This is a genomic window from Streptomyces sp. NPDC060232 (assembly GCF_042726555.1).
Classification (GTDB): Bacteria; Actinomycetota; Actinomycetes; order Streptomycetales; family Streptomycetaceae; genus Streptomyces.
Genome location: NZ_JBHXAG010000005.1, coordinates 299,539 through 323,223 on the forward strand (window position 1 = coordinate 299,539; position 23,685 = coordinate 323,223).

General features: G+C 71.4%; 19 protein-coding genes and 1 tRNA gene. 11 read left to right on the forward strand and 9 right to left on the reverse strand.

All coding sequences use genetic code 11. The annotated features are described in order from the left end of the window. Window positions 1-13: 13 nt before the first annotated feature. The 7 genes from ACFWFZ_RS11155 to ACFWFZ_RS11185 all read left to right on the forward strand — a co-directional run bounded on the left by ACFWFZ_RS11155 (window position 14) and on the right by ACFWFZ_RS11185 (window position 10,017). Window positions 14-1,345 carry an acyltransferase family protein gene (locus ACFWFZ_RS11155; RefSeq protein WP_387119887.1) on the forward strand — a complete coding sequence of 444 codons (1,332 nt, stop codon included), beginning with the start codon at window positions 14-16 and terminating at the stop codon, window positions 1,343-1,345. Between the two features lie 28 nt (window positions 1,346-1,373). Further along, window positions 1,374-3,176, forward strand: a complete 1,803-nt coding sequence (locus tag ACFWFZ_RS11160; RefSeq protein WP_387119891.1) for an ABC-F family ATP-binding cassette domain-containing protein — start codon at window positions 1,374-1,376, stop codon at window positions 3,174-3,176. Window positions 3,177-3,330: 154 nt separating this feature from the next. Then, window positions 3,331-4,959, forward strand: coding sequence for a PQQ-binding-like beta-propeller repeat protein (locus ACFWFZ_RS11165; RefSeq protein WP_387119894.1), 1,629 nt, complete (start codon window positions 3,331-3,333; stop codon window positions 4,957-4,959). A 67-nt stretch (window positions 4,960-5,026) separates the two neighbouring features. Next, window positions 5,027-6,718: a PQQ-binding-like beta-propeller repeat protein gene (locus tag ACFWFZ_RS11170; protein WP_387119897.1), complete on the forward strand. Its 1,692-nt coding sequence runs from the start codon at window positions 5,027-5,029 to the stop codon at window positions 6,716-6,718. A gap of 127 nt (window positions 6,719-6,845) precedes the next feature. Then, a complete protein-coding gene (locus tag ACFWFZ_RS11175) occupies window positions 6,846-7,538 on the forward strand; it encodes a response regulator transcription factor (RefSeq protein WP_387119988.1) in 693 nt (230 codons plus the stop codon). A gap of 126 nt (window positions 7,539-7,664) precedes the next feature. Next, window positions 7,665-8,624 carry a UDP-glucose 4-epimerase GalE gene (gene galE / locus ACFWFZ_RS11180; RefSeq protein ID WP_387119900.1) on the forward strand — a complete coding sequence of 320 codons (960 nt, stop codon included), beginning with the start codon at window positions 7,665-7,667 and terminating at the stop codon, window positions 8,622-8,624. Between the two features lie 625 nt (window positions 8,625-9,249). Beyond that, window positions 9,250-10,017 carry a LuxR C-terminal-related transcriptional regulator gene (locus tag ACFWFZ_RS11185; RefSeq protein ID WP_387119903.1) on the forward strand — a complete coding sequence of 256 codons (768 nt, stop codon included), beginning with the start codon at window positions 9,250-9,252 and terminating at the stop codon, window positions 10,015-10,017. On the opposite strand, the gene ACFWFZ_RS11190 is transcribed toward ACFWFZ_RS11185, so the two are convergent. Further along, window positions 9,976-10,473: a MarR family winged helix-turn-helix transcriptional regulator gene (locus ACFWFZ_RS11190; protein WP_030659599.1), complete on the reverse strand. Its 498-nt coding sequence runs from the start codon at window positions 10,471-10,473 to the stop codon at window positions 9,976-9,978. The genes ACFWFZ_RS11185 and ACFWFZ_RS11190 overlap by 42 nt on opposite strands. A 161-nt stretch (window positions 10,474-10,634) precedes the next feature. Between ACFWFZ_RS11190 and ACFWFZ_RS11195 the strand changes: the two genes are divergently transcribed. After that, window positions 10,635-11,492, forward strand: coding sequence for a trans-aconitate 2-methyltransferase (locus tag ACFWFZ_RS11195; RefSeq protein WP_387119906.1), 858 nt, complete (start codon window positions 10,635-10,637; stop codon window positions 11,490-11,492). 2 nt (window positions 11,493-11,494) lie between these two features. Continuing rightward, entirely contained in the window at window positions 11,495-11,869 is a 375-nt protein-coding gene (locus ACFWFZ_RS11200) for a VOC family protein (protein WP_387119909.1), read from the forward strand. Between the two features lie 224 nt (window positions 11,870-12,093). Here ACFWFZ_RS11200 and ACFWFZ_RS11205 read toward each other — a convergent pair whose 3' ends face one another. Then, window positions 12,094-12,768, reverse strand: coding sequence for a TetR family transcriptional regulator (locus ACFWFZ_RS11205; protein ID WP_387119912.1), 675 nt, complete (start codon window positions 12,766-12,768; stop codon window positions 12,094-12,096). Then, a complete protein-coding gene (locus ACFWFZ_RS11210) occupies window positions 12,765-13,745 on the reverse strand; it encodes an acyl-CoA desaturase (protein ID WP_387119915.1) in 981 nt (326 codons plus the stop codon). Before ACFWFZ_RS11210 ends, ACFWFZ_RS11205 begins: the two co-directional genes overlap by 4 nt. 371 nt (window positions 13,746-14,116) lie before the next feature. On the opposite strand from ACFWFZ_RS11210, the gene ppc reads away from it, so the two are divergent. Next, the gene (gene ppc / locus ACFWFZ_RS11215) at window positions 14,117-16,885 is read left to right on the forward strand and encodes a phosphoenolpyruvate carboxylase (RefSeq protein WP_387119918.1); all 2,769 of its coding nucleotides are present in this window, start codon (window positions 14,117-14,119) and stop codon (window positions 16,883-16,885) included. Window positions 16,886-16,968: 83 nt separating this feature from the next. On the opposite strand, the gene ACFWFZ_RS11220 is transcribed toward ppc, so the two are convergent. The 6 genes from ACFWFZ_RS11220 to ACFWFZ_RS11245 form a co-directional block, all read right to left on the reverse strand. Beyond that, window positions 16,969-17,736, reverse strand: coding sequence for an LPXTG cell wall anchor domain-containing protein (locus ACFWFZ_RS11220; RefSeq protein ID WP_387119921.1), 768 nt, complete (start codon window positions 17,734-17,736; stop codon window positions 16,969-16,971). 157 nt (window positions 17,737-17,893) lie between these two features. Further along, entirely contained in the window at window positions 17,894-18,484 is a 591-nt protein-coding gene (gene pth, locus ACFWFZ_RS11225) for an aminoacyl-tRNA hydrolase (RefSeq protein WP_387119924.1), read from the reverse strand. A 99-nt stretch (window positions 18,485-18,583) separates the two neighbouring features. Continuing rightward, window positions 18,584-19,171, reverse strand: coding sequence for a 50S ribosomal protein L25/general stress protein Ctc (locus ACFWFZ_RS11230; RefSeq protein ID WP_387119927.1), 588 nt, complete (start codon window positions 19,169-19,171; stop codon window positions 18,584-18,586). A gap of 179 nt (window positions 19,172-19,350) precedes the next feature. Continuing rightward, entirely contained in the window at window positions 19,351-20,328 is a 978-nt protein-coding gene (locus ACFWFZ_RS11235) for a ribose-phosphate diphosphokinase (RefSeq protein WP_046778899.1), read from the reverse strand. A gap of 132 nt (window positions 20,329-20,460) precedes the next feature. Next, window positions 20,461-21,906, reverse strand: coding sequence for a bifunctional UDP-N-acetylglucosamine diphosphorylase/glucosamine-1-phosphate N-acetyltransferase GlmU (gene glmU, locus ACFWFZ_RS11240; RefSeq protein WP_387119931.1), 1,446 nt, complete (start codon window positions 21,904-21,906; stop codon window positions 20,461-20,463). Window positions 21,907-22,016: 110 nt separating this feature from the next. Then, a tRNA-Gln gene (locus ACFWFZ_RS11245) sits at window positions 22,017-22,088 on the reverse strand. 168 nt (window positions 22,089-22,256) lie between these two features. Here ACFWFZ_RS11245 and ACFWFZ_RS11250 point away from each other — a divergent pair. After that, a complete protein-coding gene (locus ACFWFZ_RS11250) occupies window positions 22,257-23,519 on the forward strand; it encodes a sensor histidine kinase (protein ID WP_387119934.1) in 1,263 nt (420 codons plus the stop codon). Window positions 23,520-23,685: the final 166 nt, after the last annotated feature.

Here is a 23,685-nt window from a genome sequence, read left to right on the forward strand (position 1 = left end):
GCAGCGTGGGGGCATGACAGCCAGCGCACGCGACATCGCCGCCGCCACCCCCGCCGACCGCGACCGGTACGTCGACCTGTTGCGCGTCGCCTCGCTCGGCACCGTCATCGCCGGGCACTGGCTGATGGCCGCGGTCAGCACGGACGGCATAGGGAACCTGCTCGCCCTCGTGCCCGCCCTGCAGCTGCTCACCTGGGCGCTGCAGGTCATGCCCGTCTTCTTCTTCGTCGGCGGCTTCTCGCACGCCCTCTCCTACCGCTCCCTGGCCCGCCGCAGCGAAGGCCCCGTCTACGCCGCCTTCCTGCGGGCCCGGCTGCGCCGGCTGCTGCGCCCCACCCTCGCCTTCGTCCTGGTGTGGGCCGCGGTCGCGCTCGCCGTGCAACTCGCCGGCCACGGCGGTGGAACGCTGACCGGCGCCGCCCTGCGGCTGGTCACCCAGCCGCTGTGGTTCATCGGGATCTACCTGGCCATGGTCGCCTTCACCCCGCCGCTGCTGAAGCTGCACGAACGCCACGGCTGGGCGGCCTTCGCCGCGCTGGCCGGCGCCGCCGCACTGGTCGACGTACTGCGCTTCGCGCTCGGCGTCCCGTACGTGGAGTTCCTGAACTTCGCCCTCGTCTGGCTCGCCGTCCACCAGCTCGGCTTCCTGCGCGCCGACGGCCGGATCCGCCGGCCCGCCGTCCTCGCCGCCGGCGGACTCGCCGGGGCCGTGCTGCTGGTCGCCTGCGGCCCGTACCCGCTGTCCATGGTCGGGATGCCCGGCGAGAAGGTCTCCAACATGGCCCCGCCCACCCTGGCCCTGCTCTGCCACGGCCTGTGGCTCGTCGGCGCCGTACAGCTCGCCGCCCGGCCCGTCGGCGCCTGGCTGCAGCGCCCCCGCGTATGGCGGACGGTCGTCACCGCCAACGGGGTCGCCATGACCGCCTTCCTCTGGCACCTCACCGCGATGCTCGCCGTGTACGGGGCCCAGCTCGCCCTCGGCATGGACCTCCCCGCTCCCGCCACCGCAGCGTGGTGGGCGCAGGTCCCCGTACGGATCCTGGCCGCGGCCGCGCTGACCGGCGTGTTCGTCGCCCTCCTGCGCCGCTTCGAGGCCCCGGCCCCCGCCCGGCCCGCCGGCCCGGCGGGGGCCGCCTCAGGCGCCGTCGCCGCCCTCGGCATCACCCTGTGCCTCCTCGGCGTCCTGGGCCTGTCCATGACCGGCCTCGGCGGCCTCCTCGACGGCCACAGCGCCACCCTCGTCGCCGTCCCGGTCACCGCACCCGCCGCGATCACCATGGTGCTGGGAGGCGCCTTGCTGGTGGAACGTTCAGCCACGGCCCGGAGGGTTAGGCTGAGGGGCTGATCCACACCCTTTCCCTGGAGCGCGTCTAATGGCCGTCAATCTGGTCAATGTCGAGGCAGTCAGCAAGGTGTACGGCACACGTACCCTGCTGGACGGTATCTCCCTCGGCGTGTCCGAGGGAGACCGGATCGGCGTCGTCGGCCGCAACGGCGACGGCAAGACCACCCTCATCCGCATGCTCGCCAAGCTGGAGGAGCCCGACAGCGGCCGGGTCACCCAGTCCGGCGGCCTGCGCATGGGCGTCCTGACCCAGCACGACTCCCTCGACCCCGCCGCGACCATCCGCCACGAGATCATCGGCGACATGGCCGACCACGAGTGGGCCGGCAACGCCAAGATCCGCGACGTCCTCACCGGACTCTTCGGCGGCCTCGACCTGCCCGGCTTCAACCAGGGCCTCGACACCGTCATCGGCCCGCTCTCCGGCGGCGAGCGCCGGCGCATCGCCCTCGCCAAGCTCCTCATCGCCGACCAGGACCTCCTGATCCTCGACGAGCCCACCAACCACCTCGACGTCGAGGGCATCTCCTGGCTGGCCGCCCACCTCCGGACGCGCCGCTCCGCCCTCGTCTGCGTCACCCACGACCGCTGGTTCCTCGACCAGGTCTGCACCCGCATGTGGGACGTCCAGCGCGGCGAGGTCTTCGAGTACGAGGGCGGCTACAGCGACTACGTCTTCGCCCGCGCCGAACGCGAACGCATCGCCGCCACCGAAGAGAGCAAGCGGCAGAACCTGATGCGCAAGGAGCTGGCCTGGCTGCGCCGCGGCGCTCCCGCCCGCACCTCCAAGCCCCGCTACCGCATCGAGGCCGCCAACGAGCTCATCGCCGACGTCCCGCCGCCGCGCGACAAGTCCGAGCTGATGCGCTTCGCCAACGCCCGCCTCGGCAAGACCGTCTTCGACCTTGAGGACGTCACCGTCCAGGCAGGTCCCAAGACCCTCCTCAAGCACCTCACCTGGCACCTGGGCCCCGGTGACCGCGTCGGCCTCGTCGGCGTCAACGGCGCCGGCAAGACCTCCCTGCTGCGCGCCCTCGCCGAGGCCGCCCGCACCCAGGGCGACGCCCAGCCCGCAGCGGGCAAGGTCATCGTCGGCAAGACCGTCAAACTGGCCTACCTCTCCCAGGAGGTCGGCGAACTCGACCCGTCCCTGCGGGTCCTGGAGGCCGTCCAGCGCGTCCGCGACCGCGTCGACCTCGGCAAGGGCCGCGAGATGACGGCGGGCCAGCTGTGCGAGCAGTTCGGCTTCACCAAGGAGAAGCAGTGGACGCCGGTCGGCGACCTCTCCGGCGGCGAGCGCCGCCGACTGCAGATCCTGCGCCTGCTGATGGACGAGCCCAACGTACTCTTCCTCGACGAGCCCACCAACGACCTCGACATCGAGACCCTGACCCAGCTGGAGGACCTCCTCGACGGCTGGCCCGGCTCGATGATCGTGATCTCCCACGACCGGTTCTTCATCGAGCGCACCACCGACACCGTGATGGCGCTGCTGGGCGACGCGAGCCTGCGCATGCTGCCGCGCGGCCTGGACGAGTACCTGGAGCGCCGGCAGCGGATGATCGAGGCGGCCGCCCCGGCGCCCGCACCGGCCGCCCCCGCCGCGAAGTCCAGCTCCTCGGGGGACGCGCGCGCCGCGAAGAAGGAACTGCAGAAGATCGAGCGGCAGCTGAACAAGCTCGCCGACCGCGAGGGCAACCTGCACGCCCAGATCGCCGAGCACTCCACCGACTACGACAAGGTCGCCAAGCTCGACGCGGAACTGCGCGAACTGCTCTCCGACCGGGACGACTTGGAGATGCGCTGGCTGGAGCTGGCCGAGGAGTCGTAGATCCTGCCGGTCTTCGGAGCCAACTGGCCGGATAACGAGGGCGTCACGGGCCGGTCCTCCCTTGGGAACAGGGGGTGGACCGGTCCGTTGTATGCGCGGTGTCAGTGATAGAAAGGTCATTCTCCCGCCCCCCCCCGAAGCCGAAAGTGCGCTGATGACCGAGCCGCCCCAGCCGCCGAACCAGCCACCGACTCCTTCCGGTTACGGACACCTGCCGGGACCGCCGCAGCAGGGCTACGGATACCCGCAGCAGGGCGAGAACCCCTACGCGCAGCAGCCCGCGCACGGGCAGCAGCAGCCGTACCCGCAGCAGCCGCCCACCGTCCCGGCGTACCCGGCCCACGGCCTGCAGCCGCCCGCGCCCGGCGCGCCCGGCATGCCGCCGAAGAAGAAGCTGACGCTGCTCGTCGCCGCCTCGGTCGCCGCCGTCCTCGTCCTCGGCGGCGTCGGCTACGCCGCCTTCGGCGGCGACGAGGACCCCCAGCAGCCCGTAGCCCAGGAGTCCGGCGACGCCAAGCCCTCCGCCTCCCCGTCCGTGGACATGGGCGACGGCAGCGGCCCCGGCGGCAACCAGCAGACGGACCTCAACGCCGGCCGCAAGCAGGGCGAGGACAAGGTCCTCTGGCTCAAGACCACCAAGATCGACGGCCCCGGTGCCGGGGTGGCCACCAAGGGCCAGTGGGTCGTCGGCGACACCGTGGCCAAGACCGTCGGCAAGACGATCAAGGGCTACGCGGCAGCCGACGGGAAGGAGAGGTGGACGATCACCTTCCCCGCGGAGATCTGCGGTATGACCCGGCGGACCACCGACGACGGCAAGACCGTCGTCATGTACGCCGACGGCCCCTCCGAGACCGCCAACTGCAACCAGATCCGGATGGTCGACCTCAAGACGGGGAAGGAGGGCTGGTCGAAGGAGGTCGCCAAGGAGAGCGCCTTCGACATGTTCCTCGACCCCAGCCTGGCCATGACCGGGGACATCGTCACCGTCAACCGGCTCACCCGCGCCACCGCCTTCAAGATCAGCACCGGTGAGAAGCTCTTCGGCAGCCCCTCCGAAGGCTGCGTGCCCGGCGCCTACGCCGCCGGCAGCGGCAAGCTGATCGGCATCGCCACCTGCAACGACGCCGACATGACCGTCGAGGTCCAGGACGCCGACCCGGCCACCGGCAAGAAGACCTGGACCTACCGCCTCCCCAAGGGCTGGAAGGTCTCCCGCGTCTACTCGCTCGACCCGATCGTCCTGCACCTCACGAACGCGTCCTCGAAGGAGAACTCCGTCGTGGTCCTCGGCCCCGACGGCAAGCAGCGCACCACGCTCTCCGGCGAAGGCAACTTCTCCACCGAGTGCAGCGCGAGCCACGACGACAGCCTCCAGGGCTGCGCCACCGCCGTCGTCGACGCGGGCACCCTCTACCTGCCCACCAAGGCCGCCATCGGCAAGGCCAACGAGATCGTCGCCTTCGACCTCGCCACCGGCAAGGCCAAGTGGCGCGTGCCGGCGGGCGAGGGGCGCACCCTCGAACCGCTGAAGGCCGCGAACGGGCAGCTGATCGCCTACCGCACGGCCGAAGCCGACAGGGGCGGCGAGGTCCTCTCCATTCCGGCCGACGGCAGCACACCCACCGCACTCCTGCGCCACCCGTCCGGCCCCTCCGCACCGATCGAGAGCTCCTTCTACTCCCCGCAGGTCGACTACGCGGACGGGCGCTTCTTCATCTCCACGTCCCGCCTGCTCGCCCAGGACAAGGACGAGAAGCTCCTGATGGTCTTCGGCAAGTGAGAAACCGTCCAACGACCCGTCCGACGAGCCGCCCGACGAGCCGCCCAGCGAGAGGCAACAGCAACCGATGAGTACCCCGCCGCCCCCCAGCCAGCCGCCGTCCGGCGGCTTCGGAGCGCCGCAGGATCCCCCGCCGGGCGGGTTCGGAGCGCCCACGCCGCCCGCCGGACCGCCCGCGGCCGCCCCGCAGCCGCCGGCCGCGCAGCCCGCGTACGGCTACCCGCAGGCCGACCCCGGCTACGGCTACCCGCAGCAGCCCCCCGCGCCCGCCCCGTACGGCGCGCCCGCGCCCCCCGCCCAGCCCCCGGCCGGCGCCGGCGGCGGCGGGGACAAGCGCACCCAGCTGACGATCGTCGGCGCGGCCCTCCTGGCCATCGTCCTGATCGTCGGCGGCGGCCTCTGGTACGCCTCCGGCGACCCAGGCGGCGGGACCACAGCGCAGAGCGACCCCAGCGCATCCCCGGGCGGCGACAAGAACCAGGCCTCCACGCCCGGCAGCGAGAAGGTCCCCGGCAACCCCAAGTCGAAGACCCTCTACAACCACCCGGCCCCCACGGTCGCCGACATCGTCTCCGTCAACGGCTCCTGGCTGACCGACACCACCTACGTCAAGTCCGACGTGTCGAAGGTCGTCGGCTACAACCTCGTCGACGGCGCCAAGAAGTGGGAGATCCCCCTCACCGGCGAGATCTGCGGCGCCACCCACCACGTCAGCGAGAACAAGAGCGCAGTCCTCTTCCGGCCCGCCCAGCCCACGGCCGAGAACAAGTACCCGCCGTGCACCGAGGTCGGCGTCATCGACCTGGAGGCCGGCAAGCTCGCCTGGTCCGGCAACGTCAAGAGCGCCAACGGCGGCGACAAGCCCGCCCAGTTCTCCGAGATCACCATCAGCGGCAAGACCGTCGCCGCGGGCGGCGTCTCCAGCGGCGGCGCCGCCTGGAACCTCGCCGACGGCAAGAACCTGTGGCAGCCCAAGGTCGACGGCGAGAGCTGCCGCGACACCGGCTACGCGGGCGGCGAGGCCCTCGGCGTCATCCGCAAGTGCGGCCGACACCCCAACTACACGCTGAACGCGCAGATCCTCGACCCGGCCACCGGCGCGCCCACCGCCTCGTACAAGCTCTCCGAGGGCATCGAGTACGCGCACATCGTCTCCACCAAGCCGTTCGTCGTCGCGGCCGACGTCGGCGACAACGCCAAGGGCGGCAAGGGCGTCAGCGATCTGTTCGTCGTCGACCCCAAGGGTGAGCTGAAGGCACGCATCCCCCTCGCCGCCGGCTCCTTCGCCGCCAAGTGCGCCTCCACCGACGTCGAGAAGTGCTCGAACATGGTCGTCGGCAACGGCAAGATCTACGTGCCCTCCGCCGAGCACCAGGGCCAGTCACCCACCGGCCGCACCAACGAACTGCTCTCCTTCGACCTGGAGACCGGCAAGCAGACCACCGACCGCGCCGACGCGGGCGAGCGGTACACCATGTACCCGCTGCGCATGGACGGGTCGAACATCATCGCCTACAAGGTCCCCCCGTACGACAAGGGCGGCCAGATCGTCAGCATCGACGGCAAGACGATGAAGGAGACCCTCCTCATGGAGAACCCGGCCGACAAGGACATCCGGCGCGCCGAGACCTCCTTCTCGCCCGAGTTCTCCTCCGAGTTCCGTTACCGCAACGGCAAGCTCTTCATGTCCAAGCAGAACGTCAGCAAGCCGTACTCGACCGACCCGGAATACATGTTCGTGTCGTTCACCGCGAGCTGACGCGCACAGCACCGCCCGAAGCCCCCGAACGGTCCGTACCGATCGGGGGCTTCTGCGCGGTATCCCCTCGCGCCGTCGAACAAGCGTGTAGCTTGCCGGGGCAGAAGGATGGGGGGTGGATTCCTCGATGGGCGTACGCGTCGTGGTGGTCGACGACCACCGGCTGCTGGCCGAGGCACTGGCCTCTGCCCTGAAACTGCGCGGCCACCGGGTACTGGCGGCCACGGCCCCGGCGGCCGGCGCCGCCGAGCTCGTCATCAGCCGCGCCCCGGAGGTCTGCCTCCTCGGCACCGCCCACCCCGCCGAGCCCGGCGCCTTCGAACCCGTCGTCCGCATCAAGCGGGAGCGCCCGCAGATCGCCGTGGTCGTCCTCGGCCCGGTGCCCAGCCCGCGCGGGATCGCCGCCGCCTTCGCCGCCGGCGCCTGCGGGTACGTACGCCACGACGAGCGCATCGAGGGCGTCGAGCGGGCGCTGGCCAAGGCGAGGTCGGGAGAGGCGGCCATCGCCCCGCAACTGCTCCAGGGGGCCTTCGCAGAGCTCCTGAACCCCGCCGTCCAGCCCGACGACGAGGGCAGCCGGCTGCTGCGGCTGCTGACCCCGCGCGAGGTGGAGGTGCTGGTACGGGTCGCCGAGGGCGAGGACACCCGGCTGATCGCCGCCGGCATGGCCATCGCGCCGAGCACCGCCCGTACGCACGTGCAGCGGGTCCTGATGAAGCTCGGCGTCGGATCCCGGCTGGAGGCGGCCGCGCTGGCCGCCCGTACCGGCCTGCTGGACCGGGCCCTCCCCGGGCCGCCGTCCACCTCGCCGCAGGGCTGACCGGACCGCCGCATCGGACCGCCGCACCGGGCCGCCGATTTCCCCCGCGGGCGCCGCATCGGGTAAGCCAGTGCCCACACACGTGCACGCACACGCGCGTGGTCCCCCGCGAGAGGCAGTAGGCGAGTGAGCAAGTACCTGGTAACCGGTGGCGCCGGATATGTCGGCAGCGTGGTCGCGGCCCACCTCCTGGAGGCCGGCCACGAGGTCACCGTCCTCGACGACCTCAGCACCGGCTTCCGCGTCGGAGTCCCGGCGGGCGCGACCTTCGTCGAGGGCCGGATCCAGGACGCCGCGCGGTACCTGGACCCCTCCTTCGACGCGGTACTGCACTTCGCCGCCTCCTCGCAGGTCGGCGAGTCCGTGGTGAACCCGGGCAAGTACTGGGAGAACAACGTCGGCGGCACCCTCGCCCTGCTCGCCGCGATGCGCGAGGCGGGCGTGCGCAGGCTCGTCTTCTCCTCCACCGCCGCCACCTACGGCGAGCCGACCGAGGGCCTGCTCACCGAGGCCTCGGTGACCGCGCCGACCAACCCGTACGGCGCCTCGAAGCTCGCCGTCGACCACATGATCGCGGGCGAGTGCGTGGCGCACGGCCTGGCCGCGGTGTCCCTGCGCTACTTCAACGTGGCCGGTGCCTACGGCGAGTTCGGCGAGCGGCACAGCCCCGAGACGCACCTGATCCCGCTGGTCCTCCAGGTCGCGCTCGGCGAACGGGAGTCGATCTCGGTGTTGGGCGAGGACTACCCGACCCCGGACGGCACCTGCGTACGCGACTACATCCACGTCGCCGACCTGGCGGAGGCCCACCTGGCCGCGCTCCAGTCCGCCACCGCCGGGGAGCACCTGATCTGCAACCTGGGCAACGGCAGCGGCTTCTCGGTGCGCGAGGTCATCGAGACCGTCCGCAAGGTCACCGGGCGGGAGATCCCCGAGGTCGTCGCCCCCCGCCGGGCCGGCGACCCGGCGATGCTGGTCGCCTCCGCCCGCACGGCCCACGAGCGCCTCGGCTGGACCCCGAACCGCTCGGACCTCACCGGCATCATCCAGGACGCCTGGGACTTCGCCCGCACCCACACCTCTTGATTGGGGGCTCGGTTCGCCTGCGGGGCGCTTGTTGCCGGCTCGTGGGGCCGTGCGTGCTCGGAAGCCGCTCGTGCCTCGCGGTTTCCTGCGCGCGCTCGGCCCCACTCCCCGTCGCGCCCCTTCGGTTCACTCGCCGGTCTTGATTGGGGGCTCGGTTCGCCTGCCTGAATCAGGGTTCGGGGGCGCCCGGCAGGGGTGTGCGCGGGGTGGGGGCGTGTGCGCGGGGGCCGGGCGCTGCGGACGGGCGCTGCGCGCGGGCGCCCGGCGTGCACACGCCGGGTGAAATGCCCCCCGTGCAACTGCCCATGGCACGCGCCCGCGCGGAAGTCGCCCCACAGCCCCCGATTCAGGCGATTTCCAGCCACGGCCGAGCCCGCTCGCACCGCACACTCCCGGGAACCGCGCTGAAAACTTCTGCTATTCGGCCAACCACGAGCCGCCCCCGGCCCTACGCTGATGCGTGACACCGGTGGGGGCCGGTGTTGATTCAGGGGTCGAGACACGTCGGGTACGGCGTCCGGTCCGGGGTAGTGCAGATATGTCTCGGCGGCGGCCGTGGGCCTGCGGATCACCCGGTCCTGGCGCCGTACCCGCCGTCGTCCGTTCCCCTACCCTTGGGGGTTTTGTGGTTCGTATCCGGGTTCTCGTCGTCGACGATCACCGCATCTTCGCCGAATCGCTCGCAGCCGCGCTCGCGGCCGAGCCGGACGTGGACGTGTCCGCGGCCGGCAGCGGCCCCGCCGCGCTGCGCTGCCTCGAACGCGCGGTGGCCGAGGGCCGCCGCTTCGACGTCCTGCTGGTCGACGCCGACCTCGGCGCGGTCCCCGGGGCCGTGCCGGCCCAGCGGGAGCCGGGGGCCGGGCCCCCGCCACCCGCCGCGGACGGGATCGCGCTCGTGGCCGGAGTACGGGCGGCCCACCCGGGGGTCCGTACGGTCGTCCTCGCCGAGCGCGACGAGCCGCGCCGGGCCGCCCTCGCACTGCAGGCGGGCGCCTCGGGCTGGGTGGCCAAGGACTGCTCGCTCTCGCGCCTGCTGGCCGTCGTCCGCGGGGTGCTGCGGGAGGAGACCCACCTCCCGCCCGCACTGCTCACCGGAGTGCTCCGCGAACTGACCGCGGCGCGCAAACACCGTACGGACAGCGAACGGCTCGTGGAGTCCCTCACCCCGCGCGAACACGAGGTGCTGCGCTGCATGGTGGCGGGGCTGGGCCGCAAGGACGTGGCGGCCAGGCTGTTCCTGTCCCCGCACACGGTCCGCACGCACATGCAGAACGTGCTGGGCAAGCTCGGCGTGCACTCCACCCTCGCCGCGGTGGCGCTGGCCCGGCGGGCCGGCGTACGACCCGCCGACCTAGCCGGGGATGTTGTCGAACGGAGCGGTCAACTGGCGTAGCAGCCCGGCGAGATCACCGCGCTGGCTCTGCGAGAGCTGGGCCAGGATCGCCCGCTCCTGGGCCAGCAGCCCCGCGAGGGCCTGGTCGGCGCGGTCCCGGCCCTCGGGGGTGAGCCGCACCAGGACCCCGCGGCGGTCGCTGGGGTCCGGGAGCCGCTCGACGAGGCCCTTCTTGGCGAGCCGGTCGATGCGGTTGGTCATGGTGCCGGAGGTGACCAGGGTCTGGGTCAGCAACTGACCGGGGGAGAGCTGGTAGGGGGCGCCGGCGCGGCGCAGCGACGTCAGGACGTCGAACTCCCAGGGCTCCAGGCCGTGCTCGGAGAAGGCCAGCCTGCGGGCGCGGTCGAGATGGCGTGCGAGCCTGCTGACGCGGCTCAGGACCTCGAGCGGTTCCACGTCGAGGTCAGGGCGCTCCCGCCGCCACGCCGCCACCAGTCGGTCGACCTCGTCCTCCATGCCGATCAGTGTAAGGGGTCTGTCGATGTGAAGTCTCTTCATCCCAAGTATCTCGATCGCGAGTATCTTGGCATCGAGATATAAATGAAGCGAGCATGGGGCATGGAGGGGGCCGGAAAGGATTCCGCTTCCGATCGCCCCGCCAGCAGGGAGGCTCGAACATGTATTCCGATACCGCGCGTGCAGGGACCCCCACGTCCACCGCGCCCTCCGCACCCACCTGGGATCCCCAGCAGTACCTCCGGCACGCGGGCCACCGCACACGGCCCTTCCTCGACCTGCTCACCCGCATACCCGAACTCCCCAACCGGCCCGCCCGCATCGCCGACCTCGGCTGCGGCCCCGGCAACGTCACCACACTCCTCGCCACCCGCTGGCCCGAGGCCGCCATCACCGGCTTCGACCTCTCCCCGGAGATGCTCCAGCGCGCCACCGAGCAGTACGCCGGCCCCACCGCCGGCGGCGGCAGCCTCGACTTCCGCCACGGGGACATCGCCGGCTGGCTCCCCGAGGAGCCCTACGACCTGATCGTCTCCAACGCCGCCCTCCAGTGGGTCCCCGGCCACCCCGGCTCCTTCGGCGCCTGGATCAACGGCCTGCGCCCCGGCGGCACCTTCGCCTTCCAGATCCCCGGCAACTTCACCGCCCCCAGCCACGCCCTGCTCGCCGAGCAGTGCGACACCCCGCGCTGGCGTTCCCGCCTCGCCGGACACGGCGCGCGTTACATCCACCTCCTCGAACCCGCCGAATACCTCGCCCGGTTCACCGCGCTGGGCTGCACCGCCGACGTCTGGGAAACCACATACCACCAGCTGCTCCACGGCCCCGACCCCGTGCTCGACTGGGTCAAGGGCACCGCCCTGCGGCCCGTCCTCACCGCTCTCGGCGACGACCGCGAAGCCGCCGACGCCTTTCTCACCGAATACCGCGACCGGCTGCGCGCGGCCTACCCGAGCGGGCCGCGCGGAACCGTCTTCCCGTTCCGAAGGATCTTCGCCGTAGCCCGCAGGGAGGCCTGACCGTGCTCACCGCCGTCGACCACGTCCAACTCGCCGCACCGCCGGACTCGGAGGACCGGCTCCGCGCCTACTACACCGGCGTGCTGGGCATGGCCGAGATCCCCAAACCGCCCGTCCTCGCCGCCCGCGGAGGCTGCTGGTTCGCCGCAGGGCCCGTGCAGCTGCACCTCGGCGTCGAGGACGACTTCCGGCCCGCCCGCAAGGCGCACCCCGGACTGCGGGTGACCGGCATCGAGGAGTACGCACAGAGACTGGAGGAGCGGGGCGCCAAGGTCGTCTGGGACGAGAACCTGCCGGGCCACCGCCGCTTCTACTCCGAGGACCCCGTCGGCAACCGGCTCGAATTCCTGGAACCGTACGAAGCGGACACCCCCTAGGGTCTGTATCGAGTTGCCCCGTGGAGCAAGGAGCGGCGTTCGGGGCGTGCCCTCGCCGCACCGGCCGAAAGCCACGTACGTCCCGTACGAGCGCTTCCGGCCGGCACGCCGAGAGCACGCACCGGCCGCCGCTCCTGACGGGCAAACGTTGCCTGGCGCGGCACTGGCGTGACGCGACGGCGCCCCGCCACCGGACCACCGGTGACAGGGCGCCGTCACAGCCCTCAGCTCTTGCGGCGGCCCACCAGCTGCGGCTTCGACTCCAGCCCGTCCAGCCCGTGCCACGCCAGGTTCACCAGATGCGCCGCCACCTCGGCCTTCTTCGGCCTGCGCACGTCCAGCCACCACTGCCCCGTCAGCGCCACCATCCCGACCAGCGCCTGCGCGTACAGCGGCGCCAGCTTCGGATCGAAGCCGCGGGCCTTGAACTCCAGACCCAGGATGTCCTCCACCTGCGTGGCGATGTCACTGATCAGCGACGCGAACGTACCCGTCGACTGCGCGACCGGAGAATCCCGCACGAGGATCCGGAAACCGTCCGTGTACGACTCGATGTAGTCCAGCAGCGCGAACGCCGCCTGCTCCAGCAGCTCCCGCGGATGCCCGGCCGTCAGCGCGCCCGTCACCCCGTCCAGCAACTGGCGCATCTCCCGGTCCACGACGACCGCGTACAGCCCCTCCTTGCCGCCGAAGTGCTCGTACACCACCGGCTTGGACACCCCGGCCTTCGCCGCGATCTCCTCCACCGACGTGCCCTCGAAGCCCTTCTCCGCGAATAGGGCCCGGCCGATGTCCAGCAATTGCTGGCGCCGCTCCGCGCCCGTCATCCGCACCCGGCGGCCACGCCGGGGCTTGTCGCTGCTGGATGTACCGCCGTCGATCGCCACGCCCCCCATCATGCCGCGTTCGGCCGGTTTTCCCCGCGCCGGGCGTCGATACGGGCCGCGGACGGCCACCGCACGTCAGTGGCCCACCCCAGCTGCTCGAACCAGCGGATCAGCCGCGCACTGGAATCGACCTGCCCCCGCAGCACACCGTGCCGGGCCGACGTCGGATCGGCGTGGTGCAGGTTGTGCCACGACTCGCCGCACGACAGCACCGCCAACCACCACACGTTGCCCGACCGGTCCCGGGACTTGAACGGCCGCTTGCCCACCGCGTGGCAGATCGAATTGATCGACCACGTCACATGGTGCAGCAGCGCCACCCGCACCAGGGAGCCCCAGAAGAAGGCCGTGAACGCCCCCCACCACGACATCGTCACCAGGCCGCCCACCAGCGGCGGAACCGCCAGAGAGAAGACCGTCCAGAAGATGAAGTCCCGCGAGATCCGCCGGATCGCCGGATCCTTGATCAGGTCCGGGGCGTACTTCTGCTGATCGGTCTGCTCCTCGTCGAACAGCCAGCCGATGTGCGCCCACCACAGGCCCTTCATCAGCGCCGGCACCGTCTCACCGAACCGCCACGGCGAATGCGGGTCGCCCTCGTGGTCCGAGAACCTGTGGTGCTTGCGGTGGTCGGCCACCCACCGCACCAGCGGACCCTCCACCGCCATCGAACCCATCACCGCGAGCACGATCCTGAGCGGCCGCTTCGCCTTGAAGGATCCGTGCGTGAAGTAGCGGTGGAAGCCGATGGTGATCCCGTGGCAGGCCAGGAAGTACATGAACACCATCAGGCCCAGGTCCAGCCAGCTCACCCCCCAGCCCCAGGCCAGCGGCACCGCCGCCAGCAGCGCCACGAAGGGAACGGTGATGAACGCAAGCAGGGCGAGCTGCTCGATCGACCGCTTGCTCTCGCCGCCCAGCGTCGCGGACGGCACGGATGTCTCGGAGGGCGCGGACGCACCCTCGATCAGATCGGGGCTGGTGGTCATGGGGTGTCCCCTGGGGGGTGAGGGAAGTCGGCAGGCTCGACGGCCACGGAACCCTACGGGTCCGTAACCTACGGCATCGTAAGTATGGCAAAGCCCTGGCCGGGGACAAGAGGAGCGCGGCCACGGCAACAGGAGTGCGCCCGCGCCCCCACCGGCCACCCGACCCCGTACGACTCGGCCTATGAGACGTTTGCCCAGGCACAGGCGTCGGACACCTATCCTGGTCCCCGTCGGACAGCGCGGTCCGCACGGGCAGCCCGAGCCACACCTCAAAAGCGGCGGTCCCCCGGACGGAGTCCGGCGGGTCCACGCCGCGCACGGCCGGGAGCCCACCGCCCAGTAGCGCTCGAACACTGCAAGGAGCCGCACCTGTGAGCAGTGCTGACAAGGCCCCCCTGGCCGCCCAGCAGGCCCCCGTCACCCCGGCCGCCACCGCCAACGCGGAACTGCGCGCGGACATCCGCCGCCTCGGAGACCTCCTCGGGGAGACCCTCGTACGCCAGGAGGGCCAGGACCTGCTCGACCTCGTCGAACGCGTCCGCGCCCTCACCCGCACCGACGGCGAGGCCGCCGCCGCCCTCCTCGGCGACACCGACCTGGAGACCGCCGCGAAGCTCGTGCGCGCCTTCTCCACCTACTTCCACCTCGCCAACATCACCGAGCAGGTCCACCGCGGCAAGGAACTGCGCGCCCACCGCGCCGCCGAGGGCGGGCTCCTCGCCCGCACCGCCGACATGCTCAAGGACGCCGACCCCGAGCACCTGCGCGAGACGGTCAAGAACCTCAACGTCCGCCCCGTCTTCACCGCACACCCCACCGAGGCGGCCCGCCGCAGCGTCCTCAACAAGCTGCGCCGCATCGCGGCCCTCCTGGAGGAGCCCGTCACCGGCGCCGGCGACCGCCGCCGCCACGACCTGCGCCTCGCCGAGAACATCGACCTCGTCTGGCAGACCGACGAGCTGCGCGTCGTCCGCCCGGAGCCCGCCGACGAGGCCCGCAACGCCATCTACTACCTCGACGAACTGCACGCCGGCGCCGTAGGCGACGTACTGGAGGACCTCGCCGCCGAACTGCGCCGCGTCGGCATCGAGCTGCCCCCCGGCACCCGGCCCCTCACCTTCGGCACCTGGATCGGCGGCGACCGCGACGGCAACCCCAACGTCACCCCCGACGTGACCCGGGACGTGCTGATCCTCCAGCACGAACACGGCATCACCGACGCCCTCGAACTCGTCGACTTCCTGCGCGGCCTGCTGTCCAACTCCATCCGCTACACCGGAGCCACCGAGGAACTCCTCGCCTCCCTCCAGGTCGACCTCGAACGCCTCCCCGAGATCAGCCCCCGCTACAAGCGGCTGAACGCCGAAGAGCCCTACCGCCTCAAGGCCACCTGCATCCGCCAGAAGCTCCTCAACACCCGCGAGCGCCTCGCCAAGGGCATCCCCCACGAGGAAGGCCGCGACTACCTCGGCACCGCCGAGCTCCTCACCGACCTCACCCTCATCCAGACCTCCCTGCGCGAGCACCGCGGCGGCCTCTTCGCCGACGGCCACATGGACCGCACCATCCGCACGCTCGCCGCCTTCGGCCTCCAGCTCGCCACCATGGACGTACGCGAGCACGCCGACGCCCACCACCACGCCCTCGGCCAGCTCTTCGACCGGCTCGGCGAGGAGTCCTGGCGCTACGCCGACATGCCCCGCGACTACCGGCAGAAGCTCCTCGCGAAGGAACTCCGCTCCCGCCGCCCGCTGGCCCCCACCCCGGCACCCCTCGACGCCGCCGGCGCCAAGACCCTCGGCGTGTTCGGAGCCGTCAAGGACGCCTTCGAGAAGTTCGGCCCCGAGGTCATCGAGTCCTACATCATCTCGATGTGCCAGGGTGCCGACGACGTCTTCGCCGCCGCCGTCCTCGCCCGCGAAGCCGGCCTCATCGACCTCCACGCCGGCTGGGCCAAGATCGGCATCGTGCCGCTCCTGGAGACCACAGACGAGCTGCGCGCCGCCGACGTCATCCTCGACGAGATGCTCGCCGACCCCTCCTACCGGCGCCTGGTCTCCCTCCGCGGCGACGTCCAGGAGGTCATGCTCGGCTACTCCGACTCCTCCAAGTTCGGCGGCATCACCACCAGCCAGTGGGAGATCCACCGCGCCCAGCGCCGGCTGCGCGACGTGGCCCACCGCTACGGCGTCCGCCTGCGCCTCTTCCACGGCCGCGGCGGCACCGTCGGCCGGGGCGGCGGCCCCTCCCACGACGCCATCCTCGCCCAGCCCTGGGGCACCCTCGAAGGCGAGATCAAGGTCACCGAACAGGGCGAGGTCATCTCCGACAAGTACCTCGTCCCCTCCCTCGCCCGCGAGAACCTCGAACTGACCGTCGCCGCCACCCTGCAGGCCTCCGCCCTGCACACCGCGCCGCGCCAGTCCGACGAGGCCCTCTCCCGCTGGGACGCGGCCATGGACACCGTCTCCGACGCCGCCCACGCCGCCTACCGCGAACTCGTCGAAGACCCCGACCTGCCCGCCTACTTCTTCGCCGCCACCCCCGTGGACCAGCTCGCCGACCTCCACCTCGGCTCCCGGCCCTCCCGCCGCCCCGACTCCGGAGCCGGCCTCGACGGCCTGCGGGCCATCCCCTGGGTCTTCGGCTGGACCCAGTCCCGCCAGATCGTCCCCGGCTGGTACGGCGTCGGCTCCGGCCTCAAGGCGCTGCGCGAAGCCGGCCACGAGGACGCCCTCACCGAGATGGGCGAGCGCTGGCACTTCTTCCGCAACTTCCTGTCCAACGTCGAGATGACACTGGCCAAGACCGACCTGCGGATCGCCCGCCACTACGTCGACACCCTCGTCCCCGACCACCTCAAGCACGTCTTCGCCCGCATCGAGGCCGAGCACGAACTCACCGTCCGCGAGGTCCTGCGCATCACCGGAGGCGAGAAGCTCCTCGACTCCCACCCCGTGCTCCAGCAGACCTTCGCCGTACGCGACGCCTACCTCGACCCCATCTCCTACCTCCAGGTCTCCCTCCTGGCCCGCCAGCGCGCGGCCGCCGCCCGCGGCGAGGCAGCCGACCCGCTGCTCGCCCGCGCCCTGCTGCTCACCGTCAACGGCGTCGCCGCGGGTCTGCGCAACACCGGCTGACCCGCCGCCGTACCTGTGAAAGGGGGGTCCCCCGCGCCGACCGACCGGCGCGGGGGACCCCCCTTTTTCTTCTACGACCAGGCTCAGCCCTGGGCGCCCGACCTGCGGCGGCGGACCAGCAGGAGCGCCCCGGCACCGATCAGCGCGGCCGCCAGCGTGGCGAGCAGCCCGATCGGAGCATCGGAACCGGTCTTCGCCAGGTCACCACCGGTCGTGCCGCCGGAGGCCGAGGCCGACGCGGACGGGACGGGGGAGGACGCCGACGAGGACGGCGACCCGCTCGTCGACGACGGGCTCGTGCTCGTCGAGGCCGACGGCGAGACCGACGTGCTGGAGCTCGGCGACGTCGAGGCCGAGGCCGAGGTCGACGTCGACGGCGCCGGCGTGGTGGAGGACTGCGAAGGCGTCGGCTCGGTCGTGGCCGTCGACGGGCAGGTGTGCGAGAGGTTGAACCACTCCAGCTTCTTGCCGCCGCCCGTGGTGCCCTCGACCAGGGCGACCGCCGAGACCAGCTTCGCGCCGGGCTCCGAAGCCGCGTACGCGTGGTTCTCGTTCGGCGGACCGAAGGTGGTGATCACCTGCTCGCCGCCCGGCTCGAACTTCACCGTCAGCTTGACGAAGGAGACCTCGTTGGGGCTGCCCGGCGCTATGAAGTGCCAGCCGTCCTTCGTGGCGGGAATGGAGGCGCAGGTGTCGCCGGGCTTGCCCTTGTACTGCGCCGCGTAGATCGGCAGGTCCTTCGCCTGGTGCAGCGGCACCTCGTAGGAGTCGGCGGCGAACGCCGGGCCGGCGGACGCGGAGAGGAGCAGCGCAGTGGCAACAGCCGCCCAGCGCTTATGGGAACGGAGCATCGAGGCACCTCTGAGGAGAGAGCGAAGCATGGGGCCATGGGGGGCGGCGGCGCCAGCATGCTGACACGACACCGCCCCGGTCAAGAGCCAGGCGTCCACATTTGTGACGAACTGACCTGCTCCGGGCCACTTGTCCCTGTGAAGGGGGCTGAAAGCGTTACCCGTTGTAGGCCGACTGGGCGCGCTCCAGGCCCTCCGCGACCAGGCACTCCACCGCGTCCGCCGCCCGGTCCACGAACCAGTCCAGCTCCTTGCGCTCCGTGGAGGAGAAGTCCTTCAGCACGAAGTCCGCGACCTGCATCCGGCCCGGCGGCCGCCCGATGCCGCACCGCACCCGGTGGTAGTCCGCACCCATCGACTTCGTCATGGACTTCAGGCCGTTGTGTCCGTTGTCCCCGCCGCCCAGCTTCAGACGCAGCGTCGGGTAGTCGATGTCCAGCTCGTCGTGGACGGCGACGATCCGCTCCAGCGGCACCTTGTAGAAGTCCCGCAGAGCCGTCACCGGACCACCCGACAGGTTCATGAACGACATCGGCTTCGCCAGCACCACGCGGCGGTTGGCCGGCCCCGGCGGACCCATCCGGCCCTCGACCACCTGCGCCCGCGCCTTGTGCGCCTTGAACTTGCCGCCGATGCGCTCCGCCAGCAGATCCGCCACCATGAACCCGATGTTGTGGCGGTTCCCGGCGTACTCCGGCCCCGGATTGCCCAGACCCACGATCAGCCAGGGCGCCGCGTCGTCCGACATCAAAAGCTCCTTACCGCCTAGAACGAAGACGACCGCCGTCCCGCTCCAGTGGAGCCGGACGGCGGTCGGTCAGCAACTGCTGAGAGGAAGGGGCGAGGCTCAGGCCTCGGCGCCCTCGGTCTCACCCTCGGCGGCCGGCTCCTCGGCCTGCGGGGCGACGACCTGCAGGACGGCGGTCTCACCCTCGACGGCCAGGGTGGTGCCGGCCGGCAGGACCAGGTCGGAGGCGTGCACCGTGGCACCGGCCTCCAGGCCCTCGATCGAGACGGTGATCTCGGTCGGGATGTGGGTGGCCTCGGTCTCGACGGAGATCGTGGTCAGCAGGGTCTCCAGCAGGTTGCCACCGGCGGCCAGGTCGCCCTCGGTCACGACGGGGACCTCGACGACGACCTTCTCGCCCTTCTGGACGATCAGGAAGTCGACGTGCGAGATGGTGCGCTTGAGGGGGTGACGCTGCACGGCCTTCGGGATGACCAGCTCGTTGCCGCCGCCGGCGATGTCCAGGGACAGCAGGACGTTCGGGGTCTTCAGCGCCATCATCAGGCCGTGGGCCTCGACGTTGACGTGCTTCGGGTCCGTGCCGTGGCCGTAGATGACACCGGGGGTCAGGGCGTCGCGACGGGCCTGGCGGGCAGAGCCCTTGCCGAAGGTGTCGCGCAGGGTGGCGGAAAGCTTGACCTCGGACATGCTCACTCCTCGTGGGGTGACGGAAAACGAAACTGAAGTCACCCGGCCGAAACGGCCTGCTACGAAGAGCGCGTCGATAACGGAGCACCCGCACACGAAAGTGCGGCCTCCCTCGCCGAGCAACTTCATGAGTCTACCCGGCGGGGAGGCCGCACTTCAAAAGGATCTAGCCGCAGCGGTTACTGCTGCTCCTCGAACAGGCTCGTCACCGAACCGTCCTCGAAGACCTCGCGCACCGCACGCGCGATCATCGGGGCGATCGAGAGCACCGTGATCTTGTCGAGTTCCAGGTCGGACGGGTCCGGCAGCGTGTTCGTGAAGACGAACTCGCTCACCTTCGAGTTCTTCAGTCGGTCGGCCGCGGGACCCGACAGGATGCCGTGCGTCGCCGTCACGATCACGTCCTCCGCGCCGTGCGCGAAGAGCGCCTCGGCCGCGGCGCAGATCGTGCCACCGGTGTCGATCATGTCGTCGACCAGGACGCAGACGCGGCCCCTGACCTCACCGACGACCTCGTGGACCGTCACCTGGTTGGCGACGTCCTTGTCGCGGCGCTTGTGCACGATCGCCAGCGGCGCGTCCAGCCGGTCGCACCAGCGGTCCGCCACCCGCACACGACCGGCGTCCGGGGAGACGATCGTCAGCTTCGTACGGTCCACCTTGGCGCCCACGTAGTCCGCGAGGACGTTCAGCGCCGAAAGGTGGTCCACCGGGCCGTCGAAGAAGCCCTGGATCTGGTCCGTGTGCAGGTCGACCGTCAGGATGCGGTCCGCACCCGAGGTCTTCAGCAGGTCCGCCACCAGACGCGCCGAGATCGGCTCACGGCCCTTGTGCTTCTTGTCCTGGCGGGCGTACCCGTAGGACGGGATGATCACGGTGATGGAACGCGCCGACGCGCGCTTCAGCGCGTCGATCATGATCAGCTGCTCCATGATCCACTTGTTGATCGGAGCCGTGTGGCTCTGGATCAGGAAGCAGTCCGCGCCACGCGCCGACTCCTGGAAGCGGACGTAGATCTCGCCGTTCGCGAAGTCGAAAGCCTTGGTCGGCACGAGGCCGACGCCCAGCTGGTGCGCGACCTCCTCGGCCAGCTCGGGGTGGGCGCGGCCGGAGAAGAGCATCAGCTTCTTCTCGCCGGTCGTCTTGATCCCGGTCACAGCACTGTCTCCTCAGACGTGTTGAAGCTGCTCGCCCCCATGTGCGTCCGTCCCGCACACGGTGAGCCAGCCGAATTGCGTGCACTATCACGGTACGCCGTTCGAGACGCACCTGTTTCCGGTCAGTTCACCTCAAGGGCGCTCGGAGTCCTCCGAGACCGCCGACTGCGCCGCAGTGGCGGCGGCACTTCCCGGACGCTTGCGAGCCACCCAGCCCTCGATATTCCGCTGCTGGCCACGGGCCACGGCCAGCGCGCCGGGGGGCACATCCTTCGTGATCACGGATCCGGCGGCCGTGTAGGCCCCGTCCCCGATGGTGACGGGTGCCACAAACATGTTGTCCGACCCCGTCTTGCAATGCGAGCCGACGGTGGTGTGGTGCTTGTGCTCACCGTCGTAGTTCACGAAGACGCTCGCCGCGCCGATGTTCGTGTACTCGCCGATCGTCGCGTCGCCCACGTACGACAGGTGCGGCACCTTGGTGCCCTCGCCGATCGTCGCGTTCTTCATCTCGACGTACGTACCGGCCTTCGCCTTCGCCCCGAGGCTCGTGCCCGGACGCAGGTACGCGAACGGTCCCACGCTCGCCTGCGGGCCCACGACCGCGCTCTCGGCCACCGTGTTGTCCACGCGCGCGCCCGCGCCCACCCGGGTGTCCCGCAGCCGGGTGTTGGGGCCCACCTCGGCGCCCTCGGCGATGTGCGTGGCGCCCAGGAGTTGGGTGCCGGGGTGCACGATCGCGTCCTGCCCGAAGGTGACGGTCACGTCCACGAAGGTGCTGGCGGGGTCGACGACCGTCACGCCCGCGAGCATGGCCTGCTCCAGCAGGCGCGCGTTCAGCAGGGCGCGCGCCTCGGCGAGCTGCACGCGGTTGTTGATCCCCAGGATCTGGCGGTGGTCGCTGCCCACGGCCGCGCCGACCCGGTGCCCGGCCTCGCGCAGGATGCCGAGGACGTCGGTGAGGTACTCCTCGCCCTGGCTGTTGTCGGTGCGGACCTTGCCGAGCGCGTCGGCGAGGAGGGCGCCGTCGAAGGCGAAGACGCCCGAGTTGATCTCGCGGATCGCGCGCTGGGAGTCGGTGGCGTCCTTGTGCTCGACGATCGCGGTCACGGCGCCGCCGGCGTCGCGCACGATGCGGCCGTAGCCGGTGGAGTCAGGCACCTCGGCGGTGAGCACGGTGACGGCGTTGCCGTCGGCGGCGTGTGTCCGCGCCAGCCGGTCCAGGGTCTCCCCGGTCAGCAGCGGGGTGTCGCCGCAGACGACGATCACGGTGCCGTCGACGGGCCCGCCGAGCTCCTGCAGGGCCATGCGGACGGCGTGGCCGGTGCCGTTCTGCTCGTACTGGACGGCGGTGCGGACATCGGCGTCGATGCCGGCCAGGTGTGCGGTGACCTGCTCCCGGGCGTGCCCGACGACCACGACGAGGTGTTCGGGGTCCAGCTCGCGGGAGGCTGCGACGACATGACCGACGAGCGAGCGCCCGCAGATCTCGTGCAGGACCTTGGGTGTGGCCGACTTCATGCGGGTGCCTTCACCCGCTGCGAGTACGACGACGGCTGCCGGGCGGTTGGCGCTCACGGGTGTGCCCTTCGGCTTCGGGGGTGGACCCGTGAAGGATACCGGTGGGCCGGGTGCCCCAAACGAAGCCGGGTCCCGACCGCAGCGGTCAGGACCCGAAGATGCGAAAGCTCCCCCGCCAGGACTCGAACCCGGACATAAGGCACCAAAAGCCTCAGTGCTGCCAATTACACCACAGGGGACTGTTTACGACTAAACCAGACATTGCGTCACTGTGGTCGAGCCGCCGGCACCTACTATGCCGCACCACCGGCCTTCGATGCGACGCTAAAGATCGGCGCTTTGGGGGAGTTCGCGGCCGCGTCGGTTCTGTCGGTGGTCTGTAGGGGCGCCTGCGTACGCTGGACGGCATGACCAGTACGGGGGAAGAGCAAGGCCGTGCCGGGCCGCCTTTGTGGTGGGCGCGGCGGCGGGATGCCGTGGTGGACGTGGCGCTGGCCACGGCGTCCGCCGCGGAGTGTGCGTGGGAGGGGGTCCGCTTCGCGCACGAGGCGGGGATCCCCGTGCCCGCCGGGGTGCTGTTCGGTGCAGCGGTGGGGTCCGTGCTCGTGCTGCGGCGGCGGTGGCCGATCGCGGTGGTGCTCGTGGGGATCGCCGTGGCGCCGGCCGAGACGGGGTTCCTGCTGTCGGTGGTGGGCATGTACTCGCTCGCCTCGTCCGAGGTGCCCCGGCGGATCATCGCGGCGCTCGCCTCGATGTCGCTGGTGGCGACCTTCATCGTGATGTACCTCAAAACGCGTGGCGACGTGGAGGCCGATCCGGCGCTCGTGGTGGCGCTGTCCGGGTTCGTCGCGGTCGCACTGACCGTGCCCCCGGTGCTGCTCGGGCTCTACATCGGCGCCCGGCGGCGGCTGATGGAGAGCCTCCAGGAACGGGCCGACTCGCTGGAACGGGAACTGTCGCTGCTGGCGGACCGGGCGGAGGAGCGGGCCGAGTGGGCCCGTACCGAGGAGCGGACCCGGATCGCGCGGGAGATGCACGACGTGGTCGCCCACCGGGTGTCGCTGATGGTCGTTCACGCGGCCGCGCTGGAGGCGGTGGCGGCCAAGGACCCGGCGCGGGCGGCGAAGAACGCCGCGCTGGTGGGGGACATGGGGCGGCAGGCGCTCACTGAGCTGCGGGAGATGCTCGGCGTGCTGCGGGCGGCGCCGAAGCCGGCCGCGGCCGTCGCCGCGGCCGTGGCGACGGCGGGGCCGGTCGCCCTCGCGGGCGGCTCGGACGAGGGGCCCTCGCTGGCGGAGCTGGAGGCGCTGATCGGGCAGTCGCGGGCGGCCGGGATGGCCGTGGAGATGGTCGTACAGGGCGCGTGCGCGGTGTACGCGGCGGAGGTGGAGCAGACGGCGTACCGCGTGGTGCAGGAGGCGCTCACCAACTGCCACAAGCACGCTCCGGGGGCGCGGGTCGTGGTGCGGCTCGCACACCGGGAGGGCGAGGTGGCGATGCAGGTGGAGAACGGGCCGTCCGAGGGGGCGGCGGACGGGGTCGGGCTGCCGAGCGGGGGGAACGGGCTGGTCGGTATGCGGGAGCGGGTGCTGGGGCTGGGCGGGGTCTTCGTGTCGGGCCCGACGGAGGCGGGCGGCTTCAGGGTGTCGGCGGTCCTCCCGGTCCGCTGACGCAGGTGTTTCGGCTGCCGTCGCTGACCCGGCTGCCGCCGGTGGGTGGTGCTGGGGCTGCGCCCGTGCCCTGCGGTTCGGCTGCCGTCGGTGTTTCGGCTGCGGGCCGGTGGCTGCTGGGGCTCTGCCCCAGGCCCCGCGCCTCAATCGCCGGCGGGGCTGGGTG